General features: G+C 75.2%; 10 protein-coding genes and 1 pseudogene. 8 read left to right on the forward strand and 3 right to left on the reverse strand.

Annotated features, from left to right (window positions below; translation table 11 throughout):
• Both C2142_RS40295 and sucD read left to right on the forward strand, forming a co-directional pair.
• A pseudogene (locus C2142_RS40295) lies at positions 1-458 on the forward strand (succinate--CoA ligase subunit beta); the annotation flags it as partial.
• A gap of 19 nt (positions 459-477) precedes the next feature.
• Entirely contained in the window at positions 478-1,359 is an 882-nt protein-coding gene (gene sucD, locus C2142_RS23360) for a succinate--CoA ligase subunit alpha (protein ID WP_148644439.1), read from the forward strand.
• Between the two features lie 78 nt (positions 1,360-1,437).
• On the opposite strand, the gene C2142_RS23365 is transcribed toward sucD, so the two are convergent.
• Entirely contained in the window at positions 1,438-3,345 is a 1,908-nt protein-coding gene (locus C2142_RS23365) for a LuxR C-terminal-related transcriptional regulator (RefSeq protein ID WP_148644440.1), read from the reverse strand.
• 132 nt (positions 3,346-3,477) lie between these two features.
• On the opposite strand from C2142_RS23365, the gene C2142_RS23370 reads away from it, so the two are divergent.
• On the forward strand, positions 3,478-5,019 hold the full coding sequence (locus C2142_RS23370; RefSeq protein ID WP_148644441.1) for a DUF6350 family protein: 1,542 nt from the start codon (positions 3,478-3,480) through the stop codon (positions 5,017-5,019).
• 60 nt (positions 5,020-5,079) lie between these two features.
• Here C2142_RS23370 and C2142_RS23375 read toward each other — a convergent pair whose 3' ends face one another.
• Positions 5,080-5,739 (reverse strand): hypothetical protein, encoded by a 660-nt coding sequence (locus C2142_RS23375; protein WP_148644442.1) that lies wholly within the window; start codon positions 5,737-5,739, stop codon positions 5,080-5,082.
• A 355-nt stretch (positions 5,740-6,094) separates the two neighbouring features.
• Here C2142_RS23375 and purN point away from each other — a divergent pair, with 355 nt between their 5' ends.
• Positions 6,095-6,754: a phosphoribosylglycinamide formyltransferase gene (gene purN, locus C2142_RS23380; RefSeq protein WP_148644443.1), complete on the forward strand. Its 660-nt coding sequence runs from the start codon at positions 6,095-6,097 to the stop codon at positions 6,752-6,754.
• Positions 6,751-8,328, forward strand: a complete 1,578-nt coding sequence (purH, locus tag C2142_RS23385; RefSeq protein ID WP_148644444.1) for a bifunctional phosphoribosylaminoimidazolecarboxamide formyltransferase/IMP cyclohydrolase — start codon at positions 6,751-6,753, stop codon at positions 8,326-8,328. The genes purN and purH overlap by 4 nt, the downstream gene beginning before the upstream one ends.
• A gap of 99 nt (positions 8,329-8,427) precedes the next feature.
• Here purH and C2142_RS23390 read toward each other — a convergent pair whose 3' ends face one another.
• Positions 8,428-9,183, reverse strand: a complete 756-nt coding sequence (locus C2142_RS23390) for an RDD family protein (RefSeq protein WP_148644445.1) — start codon at positions 9,181-9,183, stop codon at positions 8,428-8,430.
• A 521-nt stretch (positions 9,184-9,704) separates the two neighbouring features.
• Here C2142_RS23390 and C2142_RS23395 point away from each other — a divergent pair.
• The 3 genes from C2142_RS23395 to C2142_RS23405 all read left to right on the forward strand — a co-directional run.
• Complete coding sequence (locus tag C2142_RS23395) at positions 9,705-10,559, forward strand: bifunctional methylenetetrahydrofolate dehydrogenase/methenyltetrahydrofolate cyclohydrolase (protein ID WP_148644446.1); 855 nt, start codon at positions 9,705-9,707, stop codon at positions 10,557-10,559.
• Positions 10,560-10,578: 19 nt separating this feature from the next.
• Positions 10,579-11,001 carry a DUF3017 domain-containing protein gene (locus C2142_RS23400; protein ID WP_148644447.1) on the forward strand — a complete coding sequence of 141 codons (423 nt, stop codon included), beginning with the start codon at positions 10,579-10,581 and terminating at the stop codon, positions 10,999-11,001.
• Between the two features lie 219 nt (positions 11,002-11,220).
• On the forward strand, positions 11,221-13,612 hold a 2,392-nt coding region (locus C2142_RS23405), incomplete at its 3' end, for a hypothetical protein (protein WP_194235800.1).

Raw genomic sequence — 13,612 nt, forward strand, 5'->3', positions numbered from 1 at the left:
CGAAGGCCAAGAACTACGTCAAGCTCGACGGCGAGGTCGGCATCATCGGCAACGGCGCGGGTCTCGTCATGAGCACCCTCGACGTGGTCGCCTACGCGGGCGAGAAGCACGGCGGCGTCAAGCCCGCCAACTTCCTCGACATCGGTGGCGGCGCCTCCGCCGAGGTGATGGCCAACGGCCTGGAGATCATCCTGGGCGACCCCGACGTCAAGTCGGTCTTCGTCAACGTCTTCGGTGGCATCACCGCGTGCGACGCCGTCGCCAACGGCATCGTGCAGGCCCTGGAGCTGCTCTCGTCGAAGGGCGAGGCCGTCACCAAGCCGCTCGTCGTCCGCCTCGACGGCAACAACGCGGAGCTGGGTCGCAAGATCCTCGACGACGCGAACCACCCGCTGGTCCAGCGCGTGGACACCATGGACGGTGCGGCCGACCGCGCCGCCGAGCTGGCCAACAAGTAAGGAAGGGGACTTTCACACCATGGCTATCTTCCTTACCAAGGACAGCAAGGTCATCGTCCAGGGCATGACCGGTGCCGAGGGCATGAAGCACACCCGCCGCATGCTCGCTTCCGGCACCCAGATCGTCGGCGGTGTCAACCCGCGCAAGGCCGGCACCACGGTCGACGTCGACGGCACCGAGATCCCGGTCTTCGGCTCCGTCGCCGAGGCCATGAAGGAGACCGGCGCCGACGTCTCCGTCCTCTTCGTGCCGCCGGCCTTCACCAAGGCCGCCGTCGTCGAGGCCATCGACGCCGAGATCGGCCTGGCCGTCGTCATCACCGAGGGCGTCCCGGTGCACGACACCGCCGCCTTCTGGGCGTACGCCGGTTCGAAGGGCAACAAGACCCGGATCATCGGCCCGAACTGCCCCGGCCTGATCAGCCCCGGACAGTCGAACGCCGGCATCATCCCGGCCGACATCACCACCTCCGGCAAGATCGGCCTGGTCTCGAAGTCGGGCACCCTGACCTACCAGCTCATGTACGAGCTGCGCGACATCGGCTTCTCCTCGGCCGTGGGCATCGGCGGTGACCCGGTCATCGGCACCACCCACATCGACGCCCTCAAGGCGTTCCAGGAGGACCCGGAGACCGAGCTCATCGTCATGATCGGTGAGATCGGCGGCGACGCCGAGGAGCGTGCCGCGGCCTACATCGCCGAGCACGTCACCAAGCCGGTCGTCGGCTACGTCGCGGGCTTCACCGCCCCCGAGGGCAAGACCATGGGCCACGCCGGCGCCATCGTCTCCGGCTCCTCGGGCACCGCCCAGGCGAAGAAGGAGGCCCTTGAGGCCGCCGGTGTCAAGGTCGGCAAGACGCCGTCCGAGACCGCCCGCCTGGCGCGCGAGCTCATCGGCTGACGCCACCCGCTCGTCGAGCGCCCCCGTCCGGAGTCCCGGGCGGGGGCGCTCGCCGTTGCGGCGGCCGGCCGACGGGTCTCAGCGGTCGGTCGCGCAGGGGTGCAGGGACCAGCGGGTGCACGAGACCGGGCCGGTCGCGGCCGGGCCGGGCGGGGGCAGGGCGTCGGCGGAGCGCCCCGCGGCCGGCAGCTCCCACAGGCGGCCCCCGGGCGGCGGCGGGTCGACCACCACCGGTGCGACGCCGGGCGTGGTGCTGCACCAGAGGCTGCGCACGCCCGTGACCGGGGCGTCCGGGGGAGCGGGGACGGCGCCGTCGGCCGCCGGAGCGCAGAGCGTCGGGGCGGGCGCCCCGCCCGGCCGGAACAGCTTGCCCGGCCCGCTGCCGGCCAGCGTCGCGACCGCGGCACCGGCGACGGCCATCGAGATCAGCGCCGCCGCGCCCGTCCGGGTGGCGGAGGCCAGCCCGTACCGGGCCCGCAGCAGGGGCACCGCAGGGCGGTGCGGCTGCGGGCAGCCGCGGACCGCCGCCCGGTGCAGCAGCGCGCCCAGCCGGTCCGCGAAGCCGTCCGCCGCCGGGTCCGGCCCGGCCAGCTCCGGCACCCACTGCGCCAGCGCCGTCCGGGCCGCCCAGACCCGGCCCTCGGCGGCCGCCAGCGTCGACTCCACCTCGACGGCCACCGCGGCGGCCGGCAGGCCCACGCCGTCGTGCAGCACCAGCGCCCGGCGCCGCGGGCGGGAGAGCCGCTTGAGCGCCTTGAGCAGCGCGCGGTCCCGGTCGGTCAGCCGGTCGTGGTCCGGGAGCACCGCCTGCGACTCGTCGGCCGGGCGGACCTTGATCCGGCGGTGCGGCAGCCGCCAGGCGTGCGCCCGGCGCGGACCGCCCCGGTGCCACGGCGACAGCGCCGCCTCACAGGCCCGCGCCCGTACCCACCCCTCCGGGTCGGGGCCGGCGGCGATGTCGTCCCACTGCCGCCGCGCCTCGCCGAAGGCCCGCTGGACGCAGTGCGCGGCGCGGTGCCTGCACGCGGTGAGGAGGAAGACCTGCTGGACGAGGCGGGTGTGGGCGGACTCGTACAGCTCCTCGAAGGCCGGGGCCGCCGCGGTCGTGGCGTCCTTGCGGGTCACGGGCCCGGGCTCCGGCCGGTGGTGCTCCCCGTGCCGGGGCGCGTCGTCCGGCCTGCCGCCCGGATCGCCGGTCCGCCGGGCCGGGGCCGTGGTGCTCCGCTGCCCGTTCACGGGGGTCGGCCGCCCGCCCGCCGGCGCACGGCGGTCGGCGGGCGCGGCGGTGGGGGCCGGGTCGGTGCGGGGCGGAGCGGTGGGCGCGGCGGCCGGGGGCGCCTCGGCCTCTCCCGGGCGGCCGCCGGCCGGGCCCGGCCTCCCGCCGTGTGCGGCGCTGCGGTCGGCGGTTGCGGCGCTGCGGGCGGCGGGGGCCGGCGGGGGCGGGGGAGCCGGTGCCGGGGCCTTGGCGGCGTCCGGCCGGGGGCCTGGCTTCCCGCTCCGGGCGGGCCCGGCGGCGGGCCCCGCAGCCGCGGCCCGCTCGCCGGCCGGGGTGCCGGGCGCCGTGCGGCCTGCCGCGGATGCGGTCTGAACGGGGCTCAGCAGGGCGGCGAAGGCGTCGATCTCGCCGCGGGTCCGGGTGCCGAGCTTGCGCATGGCCCGGTGCTGGTAGCTGCGCGCGGTGGCCGGGGCGACCCCGAGTGCGGCCGCCGTCTCGGTGAGGTCCCGGCCGGCGGCGAGGTGGGCGAGGGCCTGGGCTTCACGGGGTGTCAGCTGCCGGAGCAGCCGGGCCGCCTCCTCCGGGCCGGCGGCGGGCCCGGCGGCGGGCCCGGTGGTGGGGCCGCCGGCCGCCTTGGCGCGCGTCGCCTTGGTGTTCTTGGCGGCCCGGCCGCGTCCGGCCCGGCCCTTCCCCGAAGAACGGTCCTGGGGCGCGGGCCCGTCGGTCGTGGGGGCGCCGGTGGAGCGCTCGGCGGTCGGCGGCGTGGACATCAGACGCTCCGGGCCGGAGTGGGGGCGGCGAGAGGGCACGGTCTGAAAATGCGCATAAGCCAATAATCTGGGACACGACGGCGGTTTGCCTCTTCACGGAGCATGGCGAGTCGCCTTGGCACCATGAGGCGCATGACGCAGCTGATGGGCCGTCCGATCGTTCAGGCGCCGGGGGAGCTGGGCACCAGGCCCGTCCTGGCGGACGTGCTCACCGGGGTGCGGACGGCGCTGCTCGGTCTCGCGGCGGTCGCGGTGCCGGTGCTCGGGCTCTGGGTGGTGACCCCGTACGCGGACGGCGGCGCGGCCGGCGTCGTCCGGCTGGCGGGCGCGCTCTGGCTGCTCGGGCACGGCGCGCCGGTGCTGCGGGGCGGCGCGGACGCCCCGCTGACCGTCACTCCGCTGCTGCTCGGCCTGCTGGTGGTGGGGCAGTTGTACCGGGCGGGGGCCCGGGCGGCGGCGCGGCGCGGTCCGCGGCCGCGGTGGAGCGGCCCGTCGGCGGTGTGGTGCGGCTACTGCGCGGTGGCCGCGGCGGTGGTGGCGCACTGTTCGGGTGCCGGGCCGTTCCGCGCGCGGGTGCTGCCGGACGTTCTCGTGGTGACGCTGCTGGCCGCGGCCGCGACGGCGGCCGGTGCCAGGAGGGCGCGCCGCGCGGAGGGAGCCGGCCGGCCGCCCGGCGCGGGCGGGCCGGTGCTCCGGTGGCGGGCGCTGGACCGGGTGCCGGACTGGGCCCGGCCGGCCGGGGGAGCGGCGGTGATCCGGACGGCGGCGCTGGCGGCCGGGGCGGGGCTGGTGGCGGCGGGTGCGGTGGTGCTGGCCGTGGCGGCGGTGCTGGCCGCGGTGGCCGGCACCGGACGGTCGGCGGGGGTGCTCGCCCACGGCCCGGCCGCGGTGGCCGGGCTGCTGCTGCTGAGCGTGCTGCTGCTGCCGAACGCGGTGCTCTGGGGCACGGCCTACGCGTTGGGCCCGGGGTTCGCGGTGGGGGCGGGCACGGTGGTGGCGCCGGGCGGGGCGGTCCTGGGGCCGGTGCCGGAGTTCCCGCTGTTCGCGCTGGTGGCGGAGCCGGGCGCGGGCGGCTGGCGGTTGGCGGCCTGTCTGCTGCCGGCCCTGGCCGGGGTGGTGCCGGCCCTGCTGCTGGGCCGGGCGGCGGCTGACGGCGCGAAGCGTACGGACGCCCGGGCCGAGGCGGACCGGCCGGCCGGGGCGGCGACCACGTGGCACCCGGCGGCGACGGCCGTCGCCGTGCTGGCGGCGGCGCTGCTGACCGGGGTGGCGGGCGAGGTGCTCGGCCGGCTCTCCGGCGGTGCGCTGGCGGGCGGCCGGATGGCGCAGCTGGGCCCGGTGCCGTGGCGGACGGGCCTGGCGGCGGCGGGGTGGTTCGCCGCGGTGGCGGTGCCGGGAGCGCTGCTGGTGCGGGCCTGGGCGCTGGGCAAGGCGGCAGGCCGTACGCCGGGCCGGGGCACCTGTCGGGGCGTCACCGCGGAGGGCGGAACGGCCTTGGCCGCCGGTGTCGGCACCGGCACCGGCACCGCGCTCGCCGGCCACGCGCGCCGGAGCGCAGTGCTGCTGCGCGCCCGCGCGTACGCGCTGGTGCTGTGGCTGGGCCCGCCCGTGGACGGGGCGGGCGGAACGGACGGCGCGGACGGTACCGCCTCCGCCTCCCCCGACGAGGGCTGACCACCCGGCCACCCCGCCGGCTCCCCCGGCTGCCCGCCCTCCCGGGGACCGGTTCCCGGGCTACTCGCCCTTCGTCGTGACGTCCACGTACCACTTGGGCGCCAGCCGCTCGCAGTTGTCCGCACCGGTGGCGGTGAGCGAGTCCCGGACGCAGGTGACGTAGTCGTTGTAGTACAGGCTGAGCCCGATCACCGAGGACACGAAGACCACGGTCATCGCGCCGGTGAGCACCCCGGCGAGCGCGGCCGGGGTGAGCGGGTTGGGCGCGGCGGACCCGGCCGCGCCGGCGGGCGCCGCGCCGGCCGTGGTCCCGGCGGGCCGGGCGGTGGCCGGCTTGGGGGTGCGCATCGCGCCGATGCCCCAGGCGACGGCGAGCGCGCCGACGAACAGGGCGACGTAGTGCAGCGCGGCGAACGCGCAGACCAGCGAGGCCATGCCGGCCAGCGCCGCGTTGCGGGCCTTGCGCTGGGCCGGGTCGTTCGGGTCGAGCTTGGGAGGCTGCGGGGCGGGCGGCCGGGGGTGCCAGCCGCCGCCCTGGTAGCCGGGGCTCCACGGGTGCGGCGGCGGGACCAGCGGGCGTTCGTCCTGGCCGTCGTCGCCGTCGGGTGCGTGCCGGCCCTCGGCGGGCCCGGGGTTGCGCGGCCGCCACGGCTGGTCCGGGGCATCCGCCGGCGGCGGCGCGAAGGGGTTGCGCTCGCCGGTGTCGTCACCGCTGCTCATGGTTCAGCCATTCCTTCTCGGTCGGTTGGGCGGACGCCCGCGCCACCCTATGATCCCGCAGCCGCCCGCGGGCAGTCCTGCGGCCTTCCGCCCGGCGCGGGCGTCCGGCCCGGTGCCCCCGTCCGCGGGCCGGGGAGATCCCCGTCTCAACTACGCGCGTAGCGACACCCGGCCGTTTCGGAGGCCGTCCGACCAGCCGTTATCGTGGTGACGGTCAGCAGCTCACAGAGGTTCCCGGGGCCCGCGTCGCGGCGGGTTCTCCTGATGTTCCCCCTTGCTCGACCTGCCGTTCGTAGTGGCCCCACCGCCGGTGGACGTACCAGCGGGCGGCGCCCGACCTACGGAGAATCGCGCAGTGGCCGCCGCCCCCGCTCAGCTCTTCCCGCCCCGCACGCCCGGCCCGGCCCGTCTGGTGGTGCTGGTCTCCGGCTCCGGCACCAACCTGCAGGCGCTCATCGACGCCGCCGCCGACCCGGCCTTCGGCGCCGAGATCGTGGCCGTCGGCGCGGATCGTGACGGGATCGCCGGCCTGGAGCGCGCCGAGCGCGCGGGCCTGCCGGTCTTCGTGCACCGGGTGAAGGACTTCCCCGACCGGGCCGCCTGGGACACCGCGCTGACCGCCTCCACCGCCGCGTACGAGCCGGACCTCGTGGTCACGGCCGGTTTCATGAAGATCCTCGGCGCCGGCTTCATCGAGGCCTTCGCCGGGCGGATCGTCAACACCCACCCCGCACTGCTGCCCGCCTTCCCCGGCGCCCACGGCGTCACCGACGCCCTCGCGTACGGGGTGAAGGTCACCGGCTGCACCGTCCACCTGGTCGACGCCGGCGTGGACACCGGGCCGATCATCGCGCAGGGCGTCGTCGAGGTCGCCGACGCCGATCACGCCGATGGCGGCGAAGCGCTGCACGAGCGCATCAAGACTGTCGAGCGCAAGCTGCTCGTCGACGTCGTGGGCCGGCTGGCCCGCGAAGGTCACCGCATCGAGGACCGAAAGGTATGGATCCCGGCATGAGTGCCAGCTCCGCCACCCCCCCTGTCTCCGAGAACGTCCGTCCGCTCCGTCGCGCGCTGATCAGCGTGTACGACAAGACCGGTCTGGAGGAGCTGGCCCAGGGCCTGCACGCCGCCGGGGTCGCCATCGTCTCCACCGGCTCCACCGCCGGCCGGATCGCCGCCGCCGGCGTGCCGGTGACCGAGGTCTCCGAGCTGACCGGGTTCCCGGAGTGCCTGGACGGGCGCGTGAAGACGCTGCACCCCCGCGTGCACGCCGGTGTGCTCGCCGACCTGCGCCTGGAGTCGCACCGCGCGCAGCTGGCCGAGCTGGGCGTCGAGCCCTTCGACCTGGTCGTCGTGAACCTGTACCCGTTCAAGGCCACCGTCGCCTCCGGCGCCACCCCGGACGAGTGCGTCGAGCAGATCGACATCGGCGGCCCGAGCATGGTCCGCGCCGCCGCCAAGAACCACCCCTCGGTCGCCGTCGTGGTCGACCCGGCCCGCTACGGCGACGTGCTGAAGGCCGCTCAGGAGGGCGGCTTCGACCTGGCCACCCGCAAGCGCCTGGCCGGTGCCGCGTTCGCGCACACCGCCGCGTACGACGTCGCCGTCGCCTCCTGGTTCGAGGCCGGCTACGCGCCGAGCGACGAGCGCTTCCCGGAGTTCCTGGGCGCCACCTACGAGCGGCAGAACGTGCTGCGCTACGGCGAGAACCCGCACCAGGGCGCCGCGCTCTACGTGGACGGCACCGGCGGCCTGGCGGGCGCCGAGCAGCTGCACGGCAAGGAGATGTCGTACAACAACTACGTCGACACCGACGCCGCCCGCCGCGCCGCGTACGACCACGCCGGCCCGGCCGTCGCGATCATCAAGCACGCCAACCCGTGCGGCATCGCGACCGGCGTGGACGTCGCCGAGGCGCACCGCAAGGCGCACGAGTGCGACCCGGTCTCCGCGTACGGCGGCGTGATCGCGGTCAACCGCCCGGTCACCGTCGAGCTGGCCGAGCAGATCGCCCCGATCTTCACCGAGGTCGTGGTGGCCCCGGGTTACGAGGAGGGCGCCGTCGAGGTGCTCGCCCGCAAGAAGAACCTGCGCGTGCTGCTCGCCCCGCAGGCCCCGGTCAACCGCCAGGAGGTGCGCCCGATCTCCGGCGGCGTGCTGCTCCAGGAGGCCGACCGGGTGCACGCCGAGGGCGACGACCCGTCGACCTGGACGCTGGCCACCGGCGAGGCGCTCACCGAGGCCGAGCTGGCCGAGCTGGCCTTCGCCTGGCGGGCCTGCCGGGCCGTCAAGTCCAACGCGATCCTGCTGGCCAAGGACGGCGCCTCGGTCGGCGTCGGCATGGGCCAGGTCAACCGGGTCGACTCCTGCAAGCTCGCGGTCGAGCGGGCCGGCGAGCGGGCCAAGGGCGCGTACGCGGCCTCCGACGCGTTCTTCCCCTTCGCGGACGGGCCGGCGATCCTGATCGCGGCCGGCGTCAGGGCCATCGTCCAGCCCGGTGGTTCGATCCGCGACGAAGAGGTGATCGCCGCCGCCGCCGAGGCCGGTGTGACGATGTACCTCACCGGCACCCGCCACTTCTTCCACTGATCCCACCGGTCCCGGCGGCTCCGTCGGTGACGGTGTGACAGACGCGACGGCCCGGCCCCCGCGAGGGGAGCCGGGCCGTCGCGTCGTACCGGGTACGCGCTACTTCTTGATCACCACGGTGCCGGCGGCACGGTCGTGCCAGCCCTGCAGCTTCCCGGTGTTGTCGAAGAACGGGGACAGGTAGACGAGGGTCTGGCCGAGGCCGCACAGCAGGGCGCCGACGCTCGGGATGATGAAGCGGATGAAGCCGCCGCCCACGCCGGGGTTCTGGCCGGTGTTCTCCTTCACGACCCGCAGGCCCATGGCGAACTTGCCCAGCGTCGCGCCGGTGAAGGCCACCAGCAGCCACTCGTAGAGCAGGCCGACGGCCATGAACAGGCCGAACATCACCATCACGGTGGCGAACAAGCCGGTCGCGGCCTGCGTGTTCTGGTGCACGCAGTCGTAGTAGGCGGAGTTGGTGCCGCCGTAGGAGGAGCCGCTGTAGTCGAGCTTCGAGCTGCAGTCCTGCTGGTCCTTGGCGACGCCCATCGCGCCGAGGACGCCGAACACCGCGAAGAGCGCGTAGAGCGCGCCGAAGAACAGGCCGTCGATCAGCCGGGCGGCGAACCGCTGCCCCATGGTGGCGATCTTCACCGTGCCCAGCTGGGCGATGTTGATGTAGCCGTTGTTCGCCTGGATGGTGCCCGGCATCGGCGCGTACCCGTACGCCGGCTGCTGCGGCACGCCGTAGCCCGCGGCCGGCGGCTGCTGGGGGTAGCCGTAGCCCGCGGCCGGCGGGGCCTGCTGCGGGTAGCCGTAGCCGGGCTGCTGCGGCTGGCCGTACGGGTTGTTCGGGTCGGGCGGGTAACTCATCGATGCCTCCGGGCAGGATGGGGGACAGGGGACGGGACAGCGGAGGACCCGGACCGGACCGGCGGTCGGAGCAGCCGGGCGGACGGGACGATAACGGAGCGCGGTGACATGGGGGCGCGTGGGAACCGGCACCCGCCGTCGCGGCTCAGGACCGTGGGGACCGTGGGAGTCGGGACGACGGTACGAACAGGAGCATCGACGGCTGCGGTCCTGGCAACGTGCGGCCATGGCGCTCTGGCGGCACGGCGTGCTGTGGTCGGCTCACTCTGTTCTTCCCCCGGGTACGCCCCGCCGGTGTGTCCGTCGGCCCGTCACCGGGCCGGAGGCGGCAGGGAATGCCCGCTCATCGTCAACCGGACGGCCCGTCGCTGTCCAGCCGCGCCCGCGCACCGGACCGGACTGTGGCGCAACCGCAACGTGGCCCGCACGTTCCGCTGCGGACCGTGGCCGCCCCGGCGGGGGAGGACGGGGTGGCGCCGGGGCTGGCGCGGCCGGTTGCCGGGATCCGGGAGAATGGGGTCATGACTGCCCAGATTCTCGATGGCAAGGCCACCGCGGCCGCGATCAAGTCCGAACTCGCCGCCCGCGTGGCGGCCCTCAAGGCGAAGGGCGTCACGCCCGGCCTCGGCACCGTCCTGGTCGGCGACGACCCGGGCAGCCGCTGGTACGTCAACGGCAAGCACAAGGACTGCGCCGAGGTCGGCATCGCCTCGATCCAGCGCGAGCTGCCCGCCACCGCCACCCAGGAGGACGTCGAGAACGTCGTCCGCGAGCTCAACGCCGACCCCGCCTGCACCGGCTACATCGTCCAGCTCCCGCTGCCCAAGGGCCTCGACCAGAACCCGGTCCTGGAGCTGATGGACCCGGACAAGGACGCCGACGGCCTGCACCCCACCTCGCTCGGCCGCCTCGCGCTGGGCATCCAGGGCCCGCTGCCGTGCACCCCGCTCGGCATCGTCGAGCTGCTGCGCCGCCACGACGTCGCGATCGACGGCGCCGAGGTGGTCGTGATCGGCCGCGGCGTCACCGTCGGCCGCTCGATCGGCCTGCTGCTCACCCGGCGCAGCGAGAACGCCACCGTCACCCTCTGCCACACCGGCACCCGTGACCTCGCCTACCACCTGCGCAAGGCCGACATCGTCGTGGCCGCCGCGGGCGTGCCGCACCTGGTCAAGCCGGAGGACGTCAAGGCCGGCGCGGCCGTGCTGGACGTCGGCGTCAGCCGCAGCGAGGGCAAGATCGTCGGCGACGTGCACCCGGGCGTGGCCGAGGTGGCCGGCTGGATCTCCCCGAACCCCGGCGGTGTCGGCCCGATGACCCGCGCCATGCTGCTGAACAACATCGTCGAGGCGGCCGAGCGCCGCGCCGGCATCTGACACCGGAGGGACGGCGCGGATGAGTGAGCGACCGGTGAGGTCCCGGCGCAGGCCGGTCAAGACCACCGGGACCCTGCCCCCCGAGGGCTCGGCCGCGGCGCTGGGGCGCGAGCACGCGCTGCCGGTGCGCCAGTGGCCGATAACGCTGGTCCTGCTGGTGGTCGGTGCCGGGCTCGCCGTGACCTGGTTCGCCGACTTCAAGGAGGGCTTCAAGTACGGGCTGCTGATCCTCGGCGGCGGCGTGCTGCTCGGAGCCGTCCTGCGGCTGGTCCTGCCCGAGGTCGGCATGCTGGCGGTGCGCAGCCGGTTCACCGACGTGATCGTGCTGTCCTTCCTGGGCCTGTCGATCGTGCTGCTGACCCTGGTGGCCCAGCCCAACCCGTGGCTGGAGATCCGGCTGCTGGACAACATCGGCAATCTGATCGGCCGTCCACGCCACTGACGCGCCCGGTCCTCGACGGCCCCCGCCCGGAGCTCCGGGCGGGGGCCGTTCCCGTGCCCGGGAAATCCAGGCGCTGCGGGAGATCATCCGTTGGTATGCTCCGGCCGTTCTCGGGGGGGATCGAGTCAGGACGGGACGGCGCCGACCCGCTGCGGTGGCGGCCGCGTCCGGCTACGCGTGTTTCCCCCCTCCTGCGCTCACACAACGAGGGGGCATCCCTTGGACCCGTCCGGAAGCCGGTCCACGCGCCTGTGCCGGGGCCTCAGTGCCGTCGCACTGGCCCTGGCCACCGGCGCCGCGTCACTGACGCTGGCTCTTCCGCAGGCCGCCGTCGCGGCACCCGCCGGCGAGCCGTCCGCGGAACTGGTGCTGCCGGCCGCGCCGCGCGGCATCCCGGCCCGCGACCAGCTCTTCGTGGCCGGGGACACCGGCCTGCTGCACGCCCGCGAGGGCAGCGACCAGTTGCTGTGGACCAGGTACGACACCGGCGCCACCACCGACACAGGCCTCCGGATGCCCGCCCCGGTCCCGGCGGGCCTCGACGAGGGCCGGCCGTCGGGCTCCTACCGCGGCAAGCCGGACAACCGCCACGGCACCGGCTCGGACACCGTGGCCGTCCCGGTGGCCGCCACCGGGCAGACGCCGGCCAAGGTCGACCTGTACGACCTGGCAACCGGCCGGCCGGCCGCGCTGGGCTCCGTGGAGCTCCCCGCCGGGCAGACCTACTACGGCACCTACGGCCGGACGGTCCTGGCGTACGAGGGCACACCGTCCGCGGTCACCGGCTGGTTCCTGCACCGGCTGGACGGCGGCTCCGTCTCCCACACCAAGGTGGCCCTGCCGGCGGGCGCCACGCTCGCGACCTCGGTGCACGACGGCGACCAGAACTCGGTGATCCTGCGCTACCGCCAGGACGACCTCTCCCACTCCGCCCTGGTGGACGTCGCGACAGGGGCGCTCCTCGCACTGCCGGACGAGCAGCAGTTCGACTTCTCGTACGACTTCCGGCTGGGCAAGGGGGTCGTGCTGCGGGCACACGGCTCCGCCGGGGACGTCGACCACCTCGACCGGGCGCAGCCGCAGACCGTGCTGAGGACGACGTACGTCAGCGGCATCGGCGGCGAGCTGCGGCTGGTCGGCGACCGGCTGGTACGCACCGAGTCCGTCACGCACACTTCCGGGGACAACCGGGGCCGGCCGGTGTTCGCCTCGGTCGCCGGCTCGACCGACGGCTCCGCGGAGATGGTGCTGGAGAGCGCCGACGCCCAGCTGCTGCCCGCCCCGGACGGATCCCTGATCGTGGTGGGCACCGAACACCTGCCCGCCTACGGCCGGCAACGCGACACGAAGGTCTACCGGCTCACCGCGCAGGCCGGTGCCAAGCCGGCCGTCGGCACGCTGACCGACGTCCCGGCGGCGCCCGCCACCGTGTTCGGGCTCTCGATCGGCGGCGGCGTGCTGACCACGGCCTCGGACACCGTCGGCTTCCAGCCGGCCATGACCACCGGCTCCTTCCGCAGCTACCGGGTGTCCGGAGACGCCACCCCGGTGAAGCTCTCGGAGACCCTGGACGGCCCGCACAACATCGCCGACTGCGACAGCCACAACGCCGCGTGCGCCGAGCTGTGGTCGACCGGTGACGAGCGCTACCTCCAAGGGGACCCGGTGTTCGGCGACAAGGTGGCCGTCCGGAAGGCCGGCAGCCAGGACCAGGCCAACACCGTCGCCACCGGCGGTCTGTACAGCCTGAGGACCGAGGACACCGCGGGCCGGTACGTCGTCCTCGCGCAGGCGACGTCCAACTGGCAGGTCAACCGGACGGTGATCGTCGGCGACCTGGACACGGGTGACCGGCTGCAGCAGACGCAGCTGACCGCCGCCGCCGTGCAGGGCGACACGCTGTGGAGCGCGAAGCAGGGCGCCAACACCGTGACGGCCACCGACGTCCGGGGCGCCTCCGTGCGCGACTCCTTCGCCGCACCCTGCCCGGTCACCCTGCTGGAGGCCGTCGGGCGCTTCGTCTCCTGGGGCTGCCAGGACAGCCAGGGGACGCTGCGCACCACCGGCGTGTTCGACACGGCGACCCGTCAGACCCTCTCCGTCCCCGTGCAGGCCACGAACTGGGGCTACGACTGGTCGGGCCGGGAGACGCTGCTGGGTGACGGTTACCTGGTCCGCCAGGACCTCGCCAACGGCAGGCTGCTGCTGGTCGACTTCCACGACGGCATCCGCTCCTCGGGCGGCGAGAGCGCCGTCGCGGTCCGCACCCTCGCCGCGGGCGAGTACTGGAAGACGGTACGCAAGCCGCACAAGGCCTGGGCGGTGGACCGGACCGGTCCGAACGTCGTCTGGACCGACCCCGACAACCAGCGCGTCCACGTGGCGAACAACGGGATCCCGACCCCGCCCGCGGGCGACCGCTTCACCGCGGTCGCGCCGTCCCGGCTGCTGGACACGCGGGCGGCGGTGGGGCGTCCGGGCACGGATCCGGTGCCGGCCTTCGGCGAGGTGACGCTGCAGGTCGCCGGTCGTGCGGGTGTGCCGCAGACCGGGGTGAGGGCCGTGGTGCTGAACGTGACGGTGACCGAGCCGAAGGCCGACGGCCACCTGC

The organism is Streptomyces sp. CB01881, from assembly GCF_002953255.1.
Lineage (GTDB): Bacteria > Actinomycetota > Actinomycetes > Streptomycetales > Streptomycetaceae > Kitasatospora.

What these genes read in the sequence shown, in the direction of transcription:
- C2142_RS23390 (WP_148644445.1), bottom strand. Translation starts at nt 9,183, where the DNA reads ATGAGTTACCCGCCCGACCCGAACAACCCGTACGGCCAGCCGCAGCAG.
- C2142_RS23375 (WP_148644442.1), bottom strand. Translation starts at nt 5,739, where the DNA reads ATGAGCAGCGGTGACGACACCGGCGAGCGCAACCCCTTCGCGCCGCCG.
- C2142_RS23400 (WP_148644447.1), top strand. Translation starts at nt 10,579, where the DNA reads ATGAGTGAGCGACCGGTGAGGTCCCGGCGCAGGCCGGTCAAGACCACC.
- C2142_RS23370 (WP_148644441.1), top strand. Translation starts at nt 3,478, where the DNA reads ATGACGCAGCTGATGGGCCGTCCGATCGTTCAGGCGCCGGGGGAGCTG.
- C2142_RS23365 (WP_148644440.1), bottom strand. Translation starts at nt 3,345, where the DNA reads ATGTCCACGCCGCCGACCGCCGAGCGCTCCACCGGCGCCCCCACGACC.
- C2142_RS23395 (WP_148644446.1), top strand. Translation starts at nt 9,705, where the DNA reads ATGACTGCCCAGATTCTCGATGGCAAGGCCACCGCGGCCGCGATCAAG.
- purH (WP_148644444.1), top strand. Translation starts at nt 6,751, where the DNA reads ATGAGTGCCAGCTCCGCCACCCCCCCTGTCTCCGAGAACGTCCGTCCG.
- sucD (WP_148644439.1), top strand. Translation starts at nt 478, where the DNA reads ATGGCTATCTTCCTTACCAAGGACAGCAAGGTCATCGTCCAGGGCATG.